The sequence below is a fragment of the Brucella sp. MAB-22 genome, assembly GCF_025908475.1.
Classification (GTDB): domain Bacteria; phylum Pseudomonadota; class Alphaproteobacteria; order Rhizobiales; family Rhizobiaceae; genus Brucella; species Brucella anthropi.
In genome coordinates this window covers 1480397-1499311 of record NZ_CP109782.1, presented here as the reverse complement: position 1 = coordinate 1499311, position 18915 = coordinate 1480397, and the positions used below count along the sequence as shown (strand labels likewise).

Here is an 18915-nt window from a genome sequence, read left to right as displayed (position 1 = left end):
TTGACCCTTGGGTGTCTTTATGAAATTCGGTTTTTCATTGGCCATGCTTTTGGTGGCCCTGTCCTTAGCGGCGCGCGCAGAAGTCCTCGGCACTATCGAAACCGAGCAGGACGATGGCTCACGGTCGGTCATTGAGATCCTCGATGAACCGCAAAGCATCGGGAAATGCGACGGCGCTTACGCCGCCGCAGCCTATGTCATGGACCACAACTACTCGCTTCTCGCAGGAAAAGGATGCTGGAAGTTTCTTGGGTCGGCAGAAATACTAAAGCTGGAGATCGTGCTGGCTGCCACGGAGGAGCATCTTTTGAGCGGAGTTCCGCTCAGCCAGATCAAGTTCAGGGAAGATGGACGAAGAGCTTTCCAGGAGTTGAACGGGGAGTAGAGGCGCTCAGGACTGCCGATGTCGTTCCAGTCCATCGACTAATAGCATCAAGCCAAAATCGAACAGATTTTCTGCGCCGTCTGCATCCAGTATTGCAATGGCTTGGGCAATTTCCGATGTCGCAGTGATGCTTACGGCATCGCCCGGCACGCTTTCGTAGATGTCGGCCTGTTGTTCCAGCGCTGAACCGACAACATAATGGCTTATGGCGATTAGCGCGCGTGCTGCATTTGCGGGTGCAAAGCCTGCCTGAATCAAAAACTCGATCTGGGTTTCCGCCTGTCCCGCCTGATTGTTATTCGGGCGGGTTCCGGCGTGAATGTGCGCACCGTCACGATAAGTCAGCAATGCCCGTCGGAAACTATGTGCATTTTCAATTAGAAAATGACGCCAGTTCTCCCCAGCGCGCGGTAAGGCGTGGTCGTGATGCTCTGCCAAAATCGTTTCTGCAAGGGCATCCAGCAGCACACGTTTGTTTTTAAAGTGCCAGTAGAGAGCGGGTTGTTGCACACCCAGCCGTTCCGCCAGACGACGGGTCGTCAGGCCTTCTTCACCGACCTCATTCAATAGTTCCAGTGCCGTTTTTATCACGGCATCACGGTGCAGTTTTGCCAATGTGCTCACCAATCAGTTGAGTCTTGACAACTTATCATTGATAAATTTTAAGTCCAGTTCCTTATCGTTGATAAATTGTGAGACTGGCATGAAACGCACATTGATGATTGTTCTCGCCGTTACTGCTTTGGACGCGGTGGGAATCGGGCTGGTGATGCCTGTCCTGCCCAGTTTGCTGCGGGATGTGGCTCATTCCGACGATGTGGCGGGGCACTATGGCGTGTTGCTGTCTCTTTATGCACTGATGCAGGTGTTCTTTGCCCCAATTCTAGGGGGAATGTCCGACCGGTTTGGCCGGAAGCCGATCCTGCTTGGCTCGCTCATTGGTGCGATGATCGACTATGCCATCATGTCTGCCGCCCCTCATCTCTGGGTTCTTTATGCCGGGCGCATCCTATCGGGCATGATGGGGGCAACGATGGCGGTTGCAGGGGCTTGCATAGCGGATACGGTGGAAGAGGGCACACGTGCTCGAGCTTTTGGCTGGCTGGGTGCATGTTATGGCGGCGGTATGATTCTTGGACCGGTCGTTGGCGGCGCGTTAGGAAGTATATCACCGACAGCTCCATTTGCGGCCGCCGCCGCGGTCAACGGTCTCATGGCCCTATCTGTCTACCTTGTGATGCCGGAGGTACGCCGAACAACCAAACCGGAGCCTCAGGCGAAGGGACTTCATGGCGCTCTTATGCCATCGGGTGTGCAGAAGGGGCTGAAACCGTTGCTATGGGTTTTCTTTCTCCTGCAATTGGTAGGGCAAATACCAGCTGCCTTATGGGTGATGTTCACTGAAGATCGTTTCCATTGGGATACGACATATGTCGGCTTGTCACTTGCGGCGTTCGGTTTGCTGCATGCTATGTTTCAATGGCTTGGTACGGGGCGTCTCGTCGCAACAATTGGAGCTGGATATACGATAATCATCGGAATAGCGGCTGACGGGCTGGGCATGGCATCTCTCGCGATCGCGACAGAAGGATGGATGACTGTGCCAATTCTCGTCTTGCTGGCATTTGGCGGGATAGCGATGCCAGCTCTGCAATCCGTCCTGTCGGATAAGACCAGTCAAGACGAGCAAGGCGCGCTTCAGGGGATGTTGGCAAGTCTTACAAATATCAGTGCCGTCGCAGGGCCGGTTATCTTTACAGCCTTTTATATGAGGACTGCAGCCAGCTGGAACGGATGGGTGTGGCTGTTTGGGCCCGCAATCTATCTGGCGGCCGCTCCATTACTCATTTTCGTTCGGCGTCAGTCGGCGGGCTTGCCGTCAAGGAGATGAGCGTTGGCAAAATCGACGATCGCCTTGTCCAGTGACTTCCATTCGCCAAGCATGGAGCGGGGGAAGCGATAAAGTATCTGCAAGTCGCGGCCGAACTGGACGTCGCGCTCGCATGAATTGAAGCTTTCCGCACCGCTATCCGCAAGACATCGTGCAACGAATTCCGGCTTGCCGCTGCTCGGATCGGACAGGACCAGTTCCTCGCCCTTGTAACCGCTGCTTTCCAGAAAACGGTGTACCGTCAGGTTTCCGGGGGCGGTTTCCCCGTTCGGGTCTATCAGCTCGGCATAGATGGGCAGATAGCGCCCGCTCATGTCGCGGGACATGGTTCGCTGTTCGATAGACATGAAAATGAGATGCCGTTTCGGGGTCAAAAGGTTGAAGATGGCGCGGTCGCGTTCCGTATAGCCGGTAAGCCCCGGCCAGCGGGCATAAAGATCGAGACGCCCCGTCACCCCGTCACGTCGCTGGTTCGAAAAGCGGATCATATTGGCTGGAATCGACAGGACATTGTTGCCAATGATGATTTCATACGCGTGCGTGCTGTCGGAGTGTCCGCCGCGCGCAATCAGCGGACCAAGCAGACGCCCGCCAACATTTACGGCAACCGAAAGCAGAATCAGAACGATAACCGCCAACAGCAGCCAGCCGAAGAGGCGGCTTCCCATTTTCGAGGCGGTGTAATTTGGTGCTGTTTCCATCTGGGTGTCATGGTGATGATATTGCAAAAGAATATCGGTCTTTTATGGTTAACAGAGCGTGAAGTCGTGCTTGTATGACTGCTTGAAACGGCTTAGCGATTCAATATCGAGTTTGCTGATGGAGGAAGAACATGCCGATCTATGCATATAACGGGCACAAGCCGCTATTCGCGGACCGCAGCAGTAACTGGATCGCGCCCGATGCGACCCTGATCGGCAAGATCGTTGTGGGTGAGAATGCCGGGTTCTGGTTCGGTGCCGTTTTGCGCGGCGATAATGAGCCGATCACCATTGGCGATGACACCAATGTTCAGGAACACACCATCATGCATACCGATATCGGCTTTCCGCTCACAGTCGGTGCAGGGTGTACCATCGGGCATCGGGCCATACTTCATGGCTGCACCGTTGGCGACAACACATTGATCGGTATGGGAGCCATTGTTCTCAATGGCGCGAAGATTGGAAAAAACTGCCTGATCGGGGCAGGGGCGCTTGTGACAGAGGGCAAGGAAATACCGGATAATTCGCTGGTCGTCGGTTCTCCTGCGCGGATCCTCCGGGAACTGGACGATGCTGCGGTCGATAAACTCAGACTTTCCGCAGAGCATTACGTCGAGAAGGCCCGATCTTTCATGCGTGGGCTGGAGCTGGCCTGAAAAGAAAAAGGACGGGGCCAGAGGGAGACTGACGACCCGTCCTTGTTCGATTAATCTGTTGATTAGTTCTTGATGCTGCCAACCAAGAGTTCGCGGTCGCTCTTGATTGAGACCCAGCTACCGGTGTTCGTGGTCGACTGGCGCTTGAGATAGGTATAGTCGGTCTTGTTCCAGGCGAGAACGCGGGTATCGAGATTGTCGAGAATGAAGTCGCCACGGTCGGTGCGAACGGTCAGAACCGCATGGCCTTCACCGTTTGGCTGGCGAACCACTGTGAAAAGCAGCGTATTTGCCGGGATGCCGAGCGCCATCAGTTCACGACGCTTCAAAAGCATGTAGTCGTCGCAGTCGCCGACTGTTGTCGGATATTCCCAGTATTCCTCGCGACCCCAGGCTTCCATATCGGTCATCGGCGCAATCTTTTCGTTGACGCTCGCATTGACCGCAATGATCTGCTTCCAGATTTCCGGCGTCAGTTTCAGCATATTGCTGTTGCGGCTGGTGATGTTGCATTCGGACTTGTAGCGATCGCAGAATTCGTAGTGGCCAATCGGCTGCGAAGTGCGTTCGCCGGTCGTCATCCACGGTGAATTGGAGGCGGGGCTTGCTGCCTCTGCCAGTCCGATTCCGAGCAGCATCAGGATGGCTGCGATGATGGTTTGCTTTGTCATTCTTTTGTCTCCCTGTTGGAGACCAAGATGACTTAGACAATTTGAAGGCACGCAAATTTGCGCACGAAAATGCGAGTCAAATTCGATTAAAAGTGCAAATAACGCTGAAACTTTTTGTCAACGAACGGACAAATTCAGGGCAAAATGGGCTGTTTTTGCGGTTTTTTCGTGATTGCGGGCATTTCGCGGTTTGCCATTCCGTAACCTTGACGCGCGTTCATCTTTTGGGCGGATGCTTTCAGCCGAAAAGATTGTCCAGCGTTGTGCTGGTCTGGATGGTGGCGAACTCGATTGCAAAACCGCCCTGGAAATGACGGACGACAGTTCCCCGGATCGGTCCAAGCATGACGCCGCTCTTGATCGCGGGCTTGAACTCGCTTTCGATTGCCGCACCGGAAAGCGAAAGGTCCGCAATGCGGCACAGTCTCTGGGCGCCATCGGCAAAAGTAATGTTCTGCTGGGTTTTGCGCGGCACAACACGTTCGTGACGGCGATCTTCCGGCAGGGCAAGTTCGTGCTTGTTGGCAAGCCAGGTCAACTGTGCGGAAAGCTTGTCTTTCTTCTGTTCGGAGGTCGACAGGAGAATGTGGAAACCTTCGGATGTAACCTCGTTGGCAATTCCTTCAATCCGTCCCACGTGATCGATATAGGCGATGATCCGTTCACCGTTGCGCGGCGTTGCAATACCGCTCATGAGCGCAGTTCCAGGCGACATGCGCTTGATGATGCAGGGAAATTCGCTGCGATTTTCCAGCATGTAGCGACCGTTGAGATCGACATTCACGGCGTTGAAATTTTCCTGCCGCACATTGCTTGCAGTAGATGCCGCAGCAAATCTATTCATCAAAGCCGATCCATCTCGAAATTGGGTACTCTTAATTATCCGCCACAATACAGTAGCCGTCGATAAAGAGAAATCGCGATTTCAACCCTAAGTCAGGCTTTGCCGCCCTTGATGACGCGCAATTTCGGAGCGGCGTGCTCCTGTAGCTGCGTCAGGCGAACATTCGTCCACTCCCGGCCTGTTCGGGGTGCATTCACCGTGATGGCAGCCGATTTTCGGATGTCATCCGCAAGAATCAGATCGGGCGCCACCGGGTCGATGGAATTTAAATGCCCGAGGACGATTGGATCGGCTCCGACCCATGCGACGGAATCAAGCACGGCGATGCTGCCAAGCAGGCTGATCTGCCCGTTTGGCGCCTCCAGCGGGGCGAGAAACATTTCCAGCCCGAGGCTTCGCCCGGACATGCTGATTCCCACATGCGACACGAGGGCAGGGACTTCCAGGCTACTTACATTTTCCGACAGTTCGCCAAGGGCTGCCCGGTCTCGCTCGGACCAGAGTGAGAGAAACCGTGTGTTCTTCAGTTCGCGACCGAAAAGGGTGCAGATGCGTGTTCCCGCCAGACGAAACGACAGGTCGCCGTCTTTTTCAGCCTCAAGGAAGAAGAGGTCGGACAGATGGCGCCCGAGCTTGCGCGGCTCGATCTGTTCGCGCATCGGCGCGCGAAAGAAACCGCTTTCAGTGCGGGCCAAACGCTGCCATTCGGCGAAAATCGCGATCGTACTGCGGTGTTTCATCATGCGCCGTTGATTTGTCCGTTGCACGCGGAGGCTGGCTCCGCTGTTGAACGCATTAAAATAGTATTAACGGCGAGGATGCCAGTTTAACCCTTTCTTCATCCACCGGGCTCGTTCGTTAAGGTTAATAATAAGTAATGGTTGCACGGCACTGAAAGACGCGCTTTGATAGGGCATCAGACGAAGCCTTTGACTTGGTTGGCGTTTTTCTGAGCTCCAGATTTAATTTCGCGAAAGATTTCTGTTCGCGTGAAGGCCGACCGGGAACCTCCGTCGGCCTTTATTTTTAACAAATTCTGCCCTATCAACATGCATCGACCAGACGCAAAAGGCTCCTTCGGTCCAATTGCGGTGCTTCGCATAAAATAGAAAGCAGCAGTTCATGAGCGTTCCCCAGCCGGAAATGAACGGCAGTAACCGCCGGTCGGGCGGTAGTGAGCCGATGTTCAATATTCCGGGCGTTGTTCTCGCTCTGATTGGCCTCTGCGCCGCAGTCTATATTTATCAGAACTACCTCATCAGCGAGCAGCAGAACTATGAATTCATGCTGAACTTCGCGCTCATTCCGGCGCGGTTCTCGCTGGCGGACGGGTTCACCGATCCCGCCGCACTTTTTACGCTCATCAGCTATTCCTTCATGCATGGCGGCTTCGCCCATATTGCCGTCAACATGATCTGGCTTGCGGCTTTCGGTTCCCCGCTGGCCGGGCGCATCGGTACCGGACGAATGATCGTTTTCTGGATATTCACTTCGGTGATTGCCGGGTTGACCCATTACGCGATCTATCCGGACAGCGTTTCGCCACTGGTGGGCGCATCGGGCGCGATTTCGGGAATGATGGGTGCAGCGGCGCGTTACGGTTTTCGTCGCATCGGCCATGGACGCAGATCGGAATTCGCAGGCCCCGTTCTTCCGGTAGGGCTGACCCTGACGCTGAAGCCCGTCCTGACTTTTGTGGGTGTCTGGTTCCTGATCAACATCATTACCGGTCTTTACTCGACTGGCGGGGCGGACCTTTCCAGCATTGCCTGGGAAGCGCATATAGGCGGCTTCATCGCCGGCTTTTTCGGTATTTCACTGATGGACCGCCCACGCAGCTATGATGCCGTGCTGAGGCGATAGGGTTCTGCACTCTTTTGGCTTTGACAAAGCCTTCTCCCCATTTGATGCCACTTGCTAATCGGACGATCGAAGCGCACCATCATGGAACGTGGTGGGAGGAACTGCGTTCTGCTTCATATGGCGTTTGAACGCCAGAAGCAGCGAGTGCTAAATCTTGGAGGGACTTTGGCATGACCGTAAGATCGATTCTCGAGACAAAGGGCAGGGATGTAGTGGTTATCGCACCTGCCGATACACTATCTCACGCTGTCGCCATGTTGAACAAACACAAGATCGGCGCTCTGGTGGTGTGCGACGAGGCCGGTCGAATCAAGGGAATCCTGTCAGAGCGCGATGTGGTGCGTGCTGTCGCCGCTCAAGAAACCAAGGCCATGAGTATGCCGGTCACCGAGGTCATGACGGCAAAAGTGCAGGTTTGTCGCGAACATCACACGATCAATCAGGTGATGGAAATCATGACACGAAGCCGATTCCGCCATATGCCGGTGGAAGAACATGGCAAGCTCGTGGGAATCATCTCGATTGGTGACGTTGTGAAGCGGCGCATCGAAGATGTTGAGCGCGAGGCGGAAGATATTCGCACCTATATCGCCACTGCCTGAGAGTATTTCCAGCGAAAGTGTGAAGCGGTTTCGCGTAGGATAATGCGTACAAACAAAGAGATAGAGCGGTTCCACGCTTCTGTTTGAGCTGGAACCGCTCCGGGTCATCGCGATTCGATATCTATATCTCCGGGAAGGCCAACCGGCCGGGAGGCATTTCATTGAAGGGTCATACTCGAATCAACGTGCGCGCAGATATCGCTCAGCAGCATAAAGCGAGATTGCAGCCGCATTCGATACGTTGAGCGACTTGATTTCACCCGGCATGTCGAGGCGGGCAAGCGCGGTGACTGTTTCGCGCGTCTTTTGACGCAGGCCTTTGCCTTCTGCACCCAGTACCAGGGCGATTCGTCCGCCGGACAAGGTGGCTTCCATTTCCTGCGGTCCTTCCGAATCAAGACCGATGGTCTGGAACCCGAGGCTGTGCAGCTCTTCAATCGCTTCGGCCAGATTGCGCACTTCGATATGAGAGATCATTTCGAGTGCACCGGAGGCGGCCTTTGCCAGAACGCCGGTTTCCTGCGGGCTGTGACGGCTTGTCGTAATCAGCGCGCCAGCACCGAAGGCGACGGCTGAACGCATGATAGCGCCGACATTGTGCGGATCCGTCACCTGATCGAGAACGAGAAGCAGCGGGCTGTCCTTCAGTTCGGACAGTTTACGGGCGCGCAGCGGTTCAGCTTCTATCATGACGCCCTGATGGACGGCCTCGGAACCGGTTTCCTTGTCGATATCGCGCGGATCAACGATTTCGACAGGGAAGGGGAGAGATTCAGCCTCTCCGATCTCAAGTCGGGCGAATCCGTTTCGTGTCGCGCGCATGCGCAATATCTTGCGTTCCGAGTTTTCCACGGCGGCGCGGACTGTATGCAGGCCATAAAGCCGTACGGTTCCCTCAGTCACGGCGCCTGCCGAAATGGAAGGACGCTGCGGTTTGCGCGGTGATTTGCCTTCGGTCACGGCCTTCTGGTCGCGATGCTGGCGGCGCAGGCGCGCATAATGAGAATCTTTTGGGGTGCGGGGCGAGTTTTGATCGGTCATGGCGTGCTTATAACTCTTTAGGTGAGCGGAAGATAGCGACTTCACCTGTGATTGCTATCAGGCTGTTCTGATTGCAAAATAATCTCTGATGGCTGGAAAATCCTGAGAAATGCGGGCGTTTGAGCCTATGGAACAGGAGCGTGGAAGAGGATCTTTCCACGACGTTGTGGACGGACATGCATTCTTTTCGCTTTTACCCTGTTGACAGGGGATAAGCTTATCGTCATAAGGCCCCTCGCGGATCGACGGCTGGCCCAACAGTCAGCCAGAAGCCCCGCGGAAATGCCTAGTCGCTCGACTCTGCTGATAGTGATATCTGGAGGGATGCCCGAGTGGTTAAAGGGGACGGACTGTAAATCCGTTGGCTATGCCTACGTTGGTTCAAATCCAACTCCCTCCACCACTGTCGGATCAGAGTTAAGAGTGCGCGGGTATAGCTCAATGGTAGAGCAGCAGCCTTCCAAGCTGAATACGCGGGTTCGATTCCCGCTACCCGCTCCAAATTTTTCAGAGCGGTTTGGCGTGTAAGGAATCATCGACGGGCGGTTCGCCGTTCCGTTTTGGCATAAATGCTGGCCCGGAAGCCAAAAGGCTTTTGTGCTGGCGCTTGAGCGGTTCTAGAACAAAGAGAACAACGGCGATGGCAAAGAGCAAATTCGAACGTACGAAGCCCCACGTTAACATCGGCACGATTGGTCACGTTGACCATGGCAAGACGTCGCTGACTGCAGCGATCACGAAGTTTTTCGGCGAGTTCAAGGCGTATGACCAGATCGACGCCGCTCCTGAAGAGCGCGCCCGCGGCATCACGATCTCGACGGCACACGTCGAGTACGAAACGCCGAACCGTCACTATGCACACGTCGACTGCCCAGGTCACGCTGACTATGTGAAGAACATGATCACCGGTGCTGCCCAGATGGACGGCGCAATTCTGGTTGTTTCGGCCGCTGACGGCCCGATGCCGCAGACCCGTGAGCACATCCTGCTCGCTCGTCAGGTTGGCGTTCCGGCAATCGTCGTGTTCCTGAACAAGTGCGACCAGGTTGACGATGCAGAACTGCTCGAACTGGTTGAACTGGAAGTACGCGAACTTCTGTCGAAGTACGACTTCCCGGGCGACGAAGTTCCGATCATCAAGGGCTCGGCTCTTGCTGCTCTGGAAGATTCTTCGAAGGAACTGGGCGAAGACGCCGTTCGTTCGCTGATGGCCGCTGTTGACGATTACATTCCGACCCCGGAACGTCCGATCGACCAGCCGTTCCTGATGCCGATCGAAGACGTGTTCTCGATCTCGGGCCGTGGTACGGTTGTGACGGGTCGCGTTGAGCGCGGTATCGTCAAGGTTGGTGAAGAAGTTGAAATCGTCGGCATCAAGGCGACGGCGAAGACGACGGTTACCGGCGTTGAAATGTTCCGCAAGCTGCTCGATCAGGGCCAGGCTGGCGACAACATCGGCGCTCTGATCCGCGGCGTTGGCCGTGAGGACGTTGAACGCGGCCAGGTTCTCTGCAAGCCGGGTTCTGTGAAGCCGCACACCAAGTTCAAGGCAGAAGCCTACATTCTGACCAAGGACGAAGGTGGCCGTCATACGCCGTTCTTCACGAACTACCGTCCGCAGTTCTACTTCCGCACGACGGACGTGACCGGTGTTGTCACGCTGCCGGAAGGCACGGAAATGGTTATGCCTGGCGACAACGTCGCTATGGACGTCACCCTGATCGTGCCGATCGCCATGGAAGAGAAGCTCCGCTTCGCTATCCGTGAAGGCGGCCGCACCGTCGGTGCAGGCATCGTCTCCTCGATCATCGAGTAATCAATTTGACTGGCGGTTACGCTGCCAGTCTGGCATTCTGCCGATCAGGCATTGCAATGCCGCATAGGGGTATAGCTCAGTTGGTAGAGCGACGGTCTCCAAAACCGTAGGTCGCGGGTTCGAGCCCTGCTGCCCCTGCCATTTTATAACGGGTGCTCATGGCTTGACTATGGGCGCCCGTTTTCTATATTATAAGTTAGGCGGCAATCTATGCCGCCTTACCTTTTCGACGGTGGCGCAGGCTTCGGCAAGGCGACGTCGTTGAAAATGATAATTCCCTGCGGGATTTGTTGGCCGGGTAGGGAAGGATCGCCGCCGCACGATTGGATGGTGCGCCGAGTGATATTCGCAAGGATCGGATTTCCGATAAGCCTGTATGGTATTCTTTTAACCTTTGGGCTTGTTTTTTTCGGGAATCGATTCTATGTAGCGTCAACAGACACGCGGCGCGTGGGGCTGAATTTTCAGCTTTGCGTGCCGTATACGCGTGACTTCAGGCTTCTGATTCGTTTCGACGGGTTAGGGTTTGGGGGTAGCGCCGGATCAATGACAGAGCGGCAGATGGCATCCAAAACGAATCCGATCACCTTTTTTCAGCAGGTTCGCGCCGAAACGGCGAAGGTGACCTGGCCTACACGGCGTGAAACGGTCATCTCCACCATTATGGTGGTGATTATGGCGTTTCTGGCTGCCGCGTTCTTTTTTCTTGCCGACCAGCTTATGGCCTATGGCGTAGAATTTATTCTCGGCCTTGGTCGATAAGTTAGGATTGGGGAGTTTTTAGATGACGGCGCGCTGGTACATCGTTCACGCCTATTCCAATTTCGAAAAGAAGGTCGCCGAGGATATCGAAGCCAAGGCGAAGCAGAAGGGTCTGTCCGAGCTGATCGAGCAGATCGTTGTGCCGACCGAGAAGATCGTTGAAGTGCGCCGCGGCCGCAAGGTTGACGCAGAGCGCAAGTTCTTCCCGGGTTACGTGCTGGTTCGTGCAACCCTCACGGATGCCGTCTTCTCGCTTATCAAGAATACCCCGAAAGTCACCGGTTTCCTTGGCGATTCCAAGCCTGTTCCGGTTTCCCAGAAGGAAGTCGACCAGATTCTGAACCAGGTTCAGGATGGTGTCGAACGTCCAAAGACTTCGGTATCCTTCGAGATTGGCGAAAACGTTCGCGTTTCCGATGGTCCGTTCGCTTCGTTCAACGGCATCGTTCAGGAAGTCGACGAAGAGCGTGCGCGTCTCAAGGTTGAGGTTTCCATCTTCGGGCGCGCAACGCCTGTGGATCTGGAATACGGTCAGGTCGACAAGCTCTGATCGTTTTGCCCGCAAGGGCATTCACCCTGACCGAATTTCGGGCAGGGTGAAATGGTGGAAGGGAAGGCGGCTTAGCCGGTCGTCGAGCTCCGAACCACCGAACTGCCCGCCAGTTCAGCTGGCGTCAGTCGAGAGCCGGAGTTTCCGGCATTAATCGAGAAAGCCGGATTTTCCGGCAAATTAAAAAGGCAGAAAGCAATGGCTAAGAAAATTGCAGGCCAGCTTAAGCTCCAGGTAGCGGCAGGTGCGGCCAATCCGTCGCCCCCGATCGGTCCGGCCTTGGGTCAGCGCGGCATCAACATCATGGAATTCTGCAAGGCGTTCAACGCTGCCTCGCAGGAAATGGAAAAGGGTTCGCCGATTCCAGTCGTGATCACCTATTACCAGGACAAGTCTTTCACTTTTGTGATGAAGACCCCTCCGGTGACCTACTTCCTCAAGAAGGCCGCTAACCTCAAGTCCGGTTCGAAGACCCCGGGCAAGGCGAGCGCCGGCACGATCTCCCGCGACAAGGTTCGCACGATCGCTGAAGCGAAGATGAAGGATCTGAACGCCGCTGATATTGAAGCAGCGATGCGCATGATCGAAGGTTCTGCCCGTTCGATGGGCCTGGAAGTGGTGGGCTGAGACGATGGCGAAGATTTCCAAGCGCATTAACAAGATCCGTGAAGGCGTCGATCGCAACAAGCTGTACGATCTGTCGGCTGCTATCGGCCTCGTCAAGGAACGTGCTGTCGCCAAGTTCGATGAAACCATCGAAATCGCGATGAACCTCGGCGTCGATCCGCGTCACGCTGACCAGATGGTTCGCGGCGTTGTCAACCTGCCGAATGGCACGGGCCGTACGGTTCGCGTTGCTGTTTTCGCTCGCGGCGACAAGGCTGAAGAAGCCAAGAAGGCTGGCGCCGACATCGTCGGTGCGGAAGAACTGTTCGAAATCGTCAATGGCGGCAAGATCGACTTCGATCGCTGCATTGCAACCCCGGACATGATGCCGCTCGTTGGCCGTCTCGGTAAGGTTCTCGGCCCGCGTGGCATGATGCCGAACCCGAAGGTTGGCACCGTCACCACCGACGTTGCAGCCGCTGTTGCTGCTTCCAAGGGCGGTGCAGTCGAATTCCGCGTCGAGAAGGCTGGTATCATCCATGCCGGTATCGGCAAGGTTTCCTTCGACAATGCCAAGCTCGAAGAAAACATCAAGGCTTTCGCTGACGCCGTCATCAAGGCAAAGCCGTCGGCTGCCAAGGGTGAATACGTCAAGCGCGTATCGCTTTCCTCGACCATGGGCGTTGGCGTCAAGGTCGATCCGGCAACCGTCAAGGTCGTCGCCTAAGTTTTCATGGGCTCTGGTTCGCCGGAGTCCAAGCCTTTCCGGTTGGGGAGGCGTGGCTGCCAGCCAGTCCTGTAAAGCAGGGCGAAAGGCAAAAATTCCGGATCGCACGATCCGGATAGCCGGACGAAAGTCCGGTTATCCTGTCCGAGATTGCAGGCGGATCATCATCTTCGGATGATTGTCCTTAAACATGTGGCCTGCATGAGACGTGGAATAACCCTGTTTCGCGTGAATACGCATGCAAGGTTTGAACCGTAGTTGCCTTTGAGTGACGCCTGGCTTCCAGGATAGCTGAAGGGGACAGGATCCTCGAACGTCGGGCTGACTGTGAAGTTCGTCCGGCAAAGGCAACCCGGCAGGGCCATGTGGTCCTGCCTACTGGAGAGAGACAGTGGATAGAGCGGAAAAACGCGAATTTGTCTCGTGGCTGAACGGCGCTTTTAAAGAGTCCGGTTCGGTCGTCGTGGCCCACTATACCGGTCTCACCGTTGCGCAGATGAGCGATCTTCGCTCGAAGATGCGTGATGCAGGTGGGTCCGTTAAAGTCGCGAAAAACCGCCTTGCCAAGATCGCTCTTCAGGGCACGGAATCGGAAGGCATTTCTGATCTGTTTACAGGTCAGACGGTTGTTGCTTACGCAAACGACCCGATTGCTGCTCCGAAAGTAGCCGTCGAATTCGCCAAGGCTAACGACAAGCTCGTTATCCTCGGTGGTGCAATGGGTGCAACGACGCTTAACGCCGATGGCGTCAAGTCGCTTGCTTCGCTCCCGTCGCTCGACGAACTGCGCGCAAAGCTGGTTGGAATGATCCAGACCCCGGCTCAGCGTCTCGCAGTACTTACCAGCGCACCAGCGGGCCAGATCGCTCGCGTAATTGGCGCGCACGCCCGGAAGAACGAGGCGGCGTAAGGCCGTTTTTCGCTGTCAATTGTTCAAACCTTGAAACTAAGGAAATACCAAAATGGCTGATCTCGCAAAGATCGTTGACGACCTGTCGGCACTGACCGTTCTCGAAGCTGCAGAGCTTTCGAAGCTTCTCGAAGAGAAGTGGGGCGTTTCGGCTGCTGCTCCTGTTGCAGTTGCTGCTGCTGGTGGCGCTGCTCCTGCCGCTGCTGCTGAAGAAAAGACCGAATTCGACGTCGTTCTCGTCGATGGCGGCGCTAACAAGATCAACGTGATCAAGGAAGTGCGCGCAATCACCGGTCTCGGCCTCAAGGAAGCTAAGGACCTCGTCGAAGGCGCTCCTAAGGCTGTCAAGGAAGCCGCTTCGAAGGACGAAGCTGAGAAGATCAAGGCACAGCTCGAAGCTGCTGGCGCCAAGGTCGAACTCAAGTAAGTTCGGACTATTCTGGCGGATGGTTTTCCATCCGCCAGTTCCCGCCGGACTTTCCTGGTGGGTCGGATGACTGGAACCCTTTTCCTGAGTGCCGGAACGGCTTTCAGGAAACGGGTTTTAGCCCGTTAAGAGCGCCGCGTGCCGGTAACGATGCGGAAGGCAGCTCTGGAAAGTTTGCACATGATCCTTTTCGATCCATCCGATCTGAAGGGGCCGATCTGAAGGACCATGTGCTCGAAGGACCGCCGAAGGGCGGCGCATGATAAAGGCCGCAAGGCGTGAGCAAGCCGCAAGGCTATAGAACGAGGAGCGACGATGGCTCAGACCCATTCATTCAATGGTCGCAAGCGCGTACGCAAATTTTTCGGCAAGATCCCAGAGGTCGCCGAGATGCCGAACCTTATCGAGGTTCAAAAGGCATCTTACGACCAGTTCCTTATGGTTGAAGAACCATCCGGTGGGCGTTCTGACGAGGGTTTGCAGGCGGTTTTCAAGTCTGTTTTCCCAATTCAGGATTTCTCCGGCGCTTCAATGCTCGAATTCGTTCGCTACGAATTCGACGCACCAAAATTCGACGTTGACGAATGCCGTCAGCGCGATCTGACGTATTCGGCGCCACTCAAGGTGACGCTGCGTCTTATCGTGTTCGATATTGACGAAGATACCGGCGCGAAGTCGATCAAGGACATCAAGGAGCAGGATGTCTACATGGGCGATATGCCGCTCATGACCGACAACGGCACCTTCATCGTCAATGGCACCGAGCGCGTGATCGTTTCGCAGATGCACCGTTCGCCGGGCGTCTTCTTCGACCACGACAAGGGCAAGACCCATTCTTCGGGCAAGCTCCTGTTCGCCGCGCGCGTCATTCCTTACCGCGGTTCCTGGCTCGATATCGAGTTCGATTCCAAGGACATCGTCTACGCACGTATCGACCGCCGCCGCAAGCTGCCGGCCACCACGCTGCTGATGGCTCTCGGCATGGACGGCGAAGACATTCTGTCGACGTTCTACAAGACTGTCACCTATACGCGTGACGGCGACAACTGGCGCATCCCGTATTCGGCTGACCGCTTCAAGGGCATGAAGATCATCTCCGATCTCATCGATGCGGACACCGGTGAAGTCGTTCTTGAAGCTGGCAAGAAGCTGACCGCCCGTTCGGCCAAGCAGCTTGCTGAAAAGGGCCTCAAGGCCATCAAGGCGACGGAAGACGATCTGTTCGGTTCGTATCTTGCGGAAGATGTCGTCAATTACGCAACCGGCGAGATTTATCTCGAAGCCGGTGACGAAATCGACGAGAAGGTCCTCAAGACTCTGATCGACACCGGCGAGACGGAAATCAACGTCCTCGACATCGATCATATCAACATCGGTGGCTACATCCGCAACACGCTGGCTGTCGACAAGAACGAAAGCCGTCAGGAAGCCCTGTTCGACATCTATCGCGTCATGCGTCCGGGCGAACCGCCTACGATGGATTCCGCCGAAGCGATGTTCAACTCGCTGTTCTTCGACGCTGAGCGCTACGACCTTTCGGCCGTTGGTCGCGTCAAGATGAACATGCGTCTGGATCTCGACGCGGAAGATACCGTGCGCGTTCTGCGCAAGGAAGACATCCTGGCCGTGGTCAAGATGCTGGTGGAACTGCGTGACGGTCGCGGCGAAATCGACGACATCGACAATCTCGGCAACCGCCGTGTGCGTTCGGTCGGCGAACTGATGGAAAATCAGTATCGCGTCGGTCTGCTCCGTATGGAGCGCGCGATCAAGGAACGTATGTCCTCGATCGAAATCGACACGGTCATGCCGCAGGATCTGATCAACGCGAAGCCGGCTGCTGCAGCCGTGCGCGAGTTCTTCGGTTCCTCGCAGCTGTCGCAGTTCATGGATCAGACCAACCCGCTTTCGGAAATCACCCACAAGCGCCGTCTCTCGGCTCTTGGACCGGGCGGTCTGACCCGCGAGCGCGCTGGCTTCGAAGTCCGCGACGTGCATCCGACCCACTATGGCCGTATCTGCCCGATTGAAACGCCGGAAGGCCCGAATATCGGTCTGATCAACTCGCTTGCAACTTTTGCCCGCGTCAACAAGTACGGCTTCATCGAAAGCCCGTACCGCAAGGTTGTCGACGGCAAGGTAACGAACGACGTTGTCTATCTGTCGGCGATGGAAGAAGCCAAGCACTCGGTTGCGCAGGCTAACGTCGAGCTGGACGAGCGGGGCGGTTTCGTTGACGAATTCGTCATCTGCCGTCATGCAGGCGAAGTGATGATGGCTCCGCGTGAAAACGTGGATCTGATGGACGTGTCGCCGAAGCAGCTCGTTTCGGTTGCTGCGGCTCTCATCCCGTTCCTTGAAAACGACGACGCCAACCGCGCTCTCATGGGCTCGAACATGCAGCGTCAGGCTGTGCCGCTCGTTCGCGCTGAAGCGCCGTTCGTCGGTACGGGCATGGAAGCTGTCGTTGCGCGTGACTCCGGTGCCGCTATTGCAGCACGCCGTGGCGGTGTGGTCGATCAGGTTGACGCAACGCGTATCGTTATCCGTGCGACTGAAGATCTCGATCCGTCCAAGTCGGGCGTCGATATCTATCGCCTGATGAAGTTCCAGCGTTCGAACCAGAACACCTGCATCAATCAGCGTCCGCTCGTACGCGTTGGCGATCCCATCCAGAAGGGTGACATCATCGCTGACGGTCCGTCGACGGATCTGGGCGATCTGGCTCTCGGCCGTAACGTGCTCGTCGCGTTCATGCCGTGGAACGGCTACAACTACGAAGATTCGATCCTTCTTTCCGAGAAGATCGTTTCGGACGACGTGTTCACTTCGATCCACATCGAGGAATTCGAAGTAGCTGCCCGCGACACCAAGCTTGGACCTGAGGAAATCACCCGCGACATTCCGAACGTTTCGGAAGAAGCGCTGAAGAATCTCGACGAAGCCGGTATCGTGTACATCGGTGCCGAAGTGCATCCTGGCGACATTCTTGTCGGCAAGATCACGCCGAAGGGTGAAAGCCCGATGACGCCGGAAGAGAAGCTCCTGCGCGCCATCTTCGGTGAAAAGGCATCGGACGTCCGTGACACCTCCATGCGTATGCCGCCCGGAACCTACGGTACGGTTGTGGAAGTTCGCGTTTTCAATCGCCACGGCGTTGAAAAGGACGAACGCGCCATGGCTATCGAGCGCGAGGAAATCGAGCGTCTCGCCAAGGACCGTGACGACGAACAGGCTATCCTGGATCGCAACGTCTATGGCCGTCTTGCCGACATGATCGATGGCAAGATCGCTGCAGCGGGTCCGAAGGGCTTCAAGAAGGGCTCGACGATCACCCGTGAACTGATGACCGAGTATCCGCGGTCGCAGTGGTGGCAGTTTGCTGTCGACGATGAGAAGCTCCAGGGCGAACTCGAAGCTCTGCGTGGCCAGTATGACGAATCCAAGAAGCTGCTCGAAGCACGCTTCATGGACAAGGTCGAGAAGGTACAGCGCGGCGACGAGATGCCTCCAGGCGTCATGAAGATGGTCAAGGTCTTTGTCGCTGTGAAGCGCAAGATCCAGCCAGGCGACAAGATGGCTGGCCGTCACGGCAACAAGGGTGTGGTTTCCCGCATTCTGCCAGTCGAGGACATGCCGTTCCTCGAAGACGGTACGCATGCCGACATCGTGTTGAACCCGCTTGGCGTTCCGAGCCGTATGAATGTGGGCCAGATTCTGGAAACCCACCTCGGCTGGGCATGCGCTGGCATGGGCAAGAAGATCGGTGAGCTCATCGACGTTTATCGCAAGACGGCCAATATCGAGCCGCTGCGCGATACGCTGGAGCACATCTATCCGGACAACGACCGCAACGAACCGGTCCGGTCTTATGACGACGATTCCGTCCTCATGCTGGCCAACCAGGTGAAGCGCGGCGTGTCGATCGCAACGCCGGTCTTCGACGGTGCGGTGGAAGCCGACATCAACGCGATGCTGACGGATGCGGGTCTTGCAACGTCTGGTCAGTCGACGCTTTACGATGGCCGTACGGGTGAGCCGTTCGACCGTCAGGTGACCATGGGCTACATCTATATGTTGAAGCTCCACCACCTGGTCGACGACAAGATCCACGCACGTTCGATCGGACCTTACTCGCTCGTTACGCAGCAGCCTCTGGGCGGTAAGGCCCAGTTCGGTGGCCAGCGCTTCGGCGAAATGGAGGTCTGGGCTCTGGAAGCATACGGTGCGGCTTACACGCTGCAGGAAATGCTGACCGTCAAGTCGGACGACGTGGCAGGCCGTACCAAGGTCTACGAAGCGATCGTGCGCGGCGACGACACGTTTGAAGCAGGCATTCCGGAGAGCTTTAACGTTCTCGTCAAGGAAATGCGTTCGCTCGGTCTCAATGTCGAGCTGGACGATACACGCGACGAACAGCAGCAGGCCCTGCCTGACGCTGCGGAATAAAGCTCAAGGGC

At 56.0% G+C, this 18915-nt stretch carries 19 protein-coding genes and 3 tRNA genes; 16 read left to right on the top strand and 6 right to left on the bottom strand.

Going from position 1 to position 18915, the window contains the following annotated elements:
* Positions 1 to 19: 19 nt before the first annotated feature.
* On the top strand, positions 20 to 385 hold the full coding sequence (locus OHI65_RS16820; protein ID WP_125300175.1) for a hypothetical protein: 366 nt from the start codon (positions 20 to 22) through the stop codon (positions 383 to 385).
* A gap of 6 nt (positions 386 to 391) precedes the next feature.
* Here OHI65_RS16820 and tetR read toward each other — a convergent pair whose 3' ends face one another.
* Entirely contained in the window at positions 392 to 1009 is a 618-nt protein-coding gene (gene tetR / locus OHI65_RS16815; RefSeq protein ID WP_305038204.1) for a tetracycline resistance transcriptional repressor TetR, read from the bottom strand.
* Positions 1010 to 1088: 79 nt separating this feature from the next.
* Here tetR and tet point away from each other — a divergent pair, with 79 nt between their 5' ends.
* A complete protein-coding gene (gene tet / locus OHI65_RS16810; protein WP_125300177.1) occupies positions 1089 to 2276 on the top strand; it encodes a Tet(A)/Tet(B)/Tet(C) family tetracycline efflux MFS transporter in 1188 nt (395 codons plus the stop codon).
* Here the strand turns inward: tet and OHI65_RS16805 are convergent.
* Positions 2246 to 2977, bottom strand: coding sequence for a hypothetical protein (locus OHI65_RS16805; protein ID WP_125300178.1), 732 nt, complete (start codon positions 2975 to 2977; stop codon positions 2246 to 2248). The two genes, tet and OHI65_RS16805, sit on opposite strands and share 31 nt — an antisense overlap.
* Positions 2978 to 3108: 131 nt before the next feature.
* Between OHI65_RS16805 and OHI65_RS16800 the strand changes: the two genes are divergently transcribed.
* Complete coding sequence (locus OHI65_RS16800; protein ID WP_264358752.1) at positions 3109 to 3636, top strand: gamma carbonic anhydrase family protein; 528 nt, start codon at positions 3109 to 3111, stop codon at positions 3634 to 3636.
* Positions 3637 to 3698: 62 nt separating this feature from the next.
* Here OHI65_RS16800 and OHI65_RS16795 read toward each other — a convergent pair whose 3' ends face one another.
* The 3 genes from OHI65_RS16795 to OHI65_RS16785 form a co-directional block, all read right to left on the bottom strand.
* Entirely contained in the window at positions 3699 to 4307 is a 609-nt protein-coding gene (locus OHI65_RS16795) for a transglutaminase-like cysteine peptidase (protein WP_010659895.1), read from the bottom strand.
* A 238-nt stretch (positions 4308 to 4545) separates the two neighbouring features.
* Complete coding sequence (locus tag OHI65_RS16790) at positions 4546 to 5151, bottom strand: PilZ domain-containing protein (RefSeq protein WP_010659896.1); 606 nt, start codon at positions 5149 to 5151, stop codon at positions 4546 to 4548.
* A 92-nt stretch (positions 5152 to 5243) separates the two neighbouring features.
* Positions 5244 to 5891 carry a PAS domain-containing protein gene (locus OHI65_RS16785; RefSeq protein WP_264359173.1) on the bottom strand — a complete coding sequence of 216 codons (648 nt, stop codon included), beginning with the start codon at positions 5889 to 5891 and terminating at the stop codon, positions 5244 to 5246.
* A 382-nt stretch (positions 5892 to 6273) separates the two neighbouring features.
* Between OHI65_RS16785 and OHI65_RS16780 the strand changes: the two genes are divergently transcribed.
* Positions 6274 to 7014, top strand: coding sequence for a rhomboid family intramembrane serine protease (locus tag OHI65_RS16780; protein ID WP_029928849.1), 741 nt, complete (start codon positions 6274 to 6276; stop codon positions 7012 to 7014).
* Between the two features lie 170 nt (positions 7015 to 7184).
* A complete protein-coding gene (locus OHI65_RS16775; protein ID WP_012091904.1) occupies positions 7185 to 7616 on the top strand; it encodes a CBS domain-containing protein in 432 nt (143 codons plus the stop codon).
* Between the two features lie 180 nt (positions 7617 to 7796).
* Here OHI65_RS16775 and rlmB read toward each other — a convergent pair whose 3' ends face one another.
* Positions 7797 to 8657 (bottom strand): 23S rRNA (guanosine(2251)-2'-O)-methyltransferase RlmB, encoded by an 861-nt coding sequence (gene rlmB, locus OHI65_RS16770; RefSeq protein WP_125300180.1) that lies wholly within the window; start codon positions 8655 to 8657, stop codon positions 7797 to 7799.
* Positions 8658 to 8975: 318 nt separating this feature from the next.
* Here rlmB and OHI65_RS16765 point away from each other — a divergent pair.
* The 11 genes from OHI65_RS16765 (at position 8976) to rpoB (ending at position 18904) form a co-directional block, all read left to right on the top strand.
* Positions 8976 to 9060, top strand: a tRNA-Tyr gene (locus tag OHI65_RS16765).
* Between the two features lie 24 nt (positions 9061 to 9084).
* Positions 9085 to 9158: transfer RNA gene (locus OHI65_RS16760), tRNA-Gly, on the top strand.
* A gap of 139 nt (positions 9159 to 9297) precedes the next feature.
* Positions 9298 to 10473, top strand: coding sequence for an elongation factor Tu (tuf, locus tag OHI65_RS16755; RefSeq protein WP_012091906.1), 1176 nt, complete (start codon positions 9298 to 9300; stop codon positions 10471 to 10473).
* Between the two features lie 65 nt (positions 10474 to 10538).
* Positions 10539 to 10614 (top strand) — tRNA-Trp (locus OHI65_RS16750).
* A gap of 420 nt (positions 10615 to 11034) precedes the next feature.
* Positions 11035 to 11235 (top strand): preprotein translocase subunit SecE, encoded by a 201-nt coding sequence (gene secE / locus OHI65_RS16745; RefSeq protein ID WP_002964376.1) that lies wholly within the window; start codon positions 11035 to 11037, stop codon positions 11233 to 11235.
* 22 nt (positions 11236 to 11257) lie between these two features.
* The gene (nusG, locus tag OHI65_RS16740; RefSeq protein ID WP_006467043.1) at positions 11258 to 11785 is read left to right on the top strand and encodes a transcription termination/antitermination protein NusG; all 528 of its coding nucleotides are present in this window, start codon (positions 11258 to 11260) and stop codon (positions 11783 to 11785) included.
* Positions 11786 to 11983: 198 nt separating this feature from the next.
* Positions 11984 to 12412, top strand: a complete 429-nt coding sequence (gene rplK / locus OHI65_RS16735; RefSeq protein WP_010659903.1) for a 50S ribosomal protein L11 — start codon at positions 11984 to 11986, stop codon at positions 12410 to 12412.
* 4 nt (positions 12413 to 12416) lie between these two features.
* The gene (rplA, locus tag OHI65_RS16730) at positions 12417 to 13118 is read left to right on the top strand and encodes a 50S ribosomal protein L1 (protein ID WP_010659904.1); all 702 of its coding nucleotides are present in this window, start codon (positions 12417 to 12419) and stop codon (positions 13116 to 13118) included.
* 391 nt (positions 13119 to 13509) lie between these two features.
* The gene (rplJ, locus tag OHI65_RS16725; RefSeq protein WP_010659905.1) at positions 13510 to 14028 is read left to right on the top strand and encodes a 50S ribosomal protein L10; all 519 of its coding nucleotides are present in this window, start codon (positions 13510 to 13512) and stop codon (positions 14026 to 14028) included.
* Positions 14029 to 14080: 52 nt separating this feature from the next.
* Complete coding sequence (gene rplL / locus OHI65_RS16720) at positions 14081 to 14455, top strand: 50S ribosomal protein L7/L12 (protein WP_061346151.1); 375 nt, start codon at positions 14081 to 14083, stop codon at positions 14453 to 14455.
* 315 nt (positions 14456 to 14770) lie between these two features.
* Positions 14771 to 18904 (top strand): DNA-directed RNA polymerase subunit beta, encoded by a 4134-nt coding sequence (gene rpoB, locus OHI65_RS16715; protein ID WP_125300181.1) that lies wholly within the window; start codon positions 14771 to 14773, stop codon positions 18902 to 18904.
* Positions 18905 to 18915 lie beyond the last annotated feature (11 nt).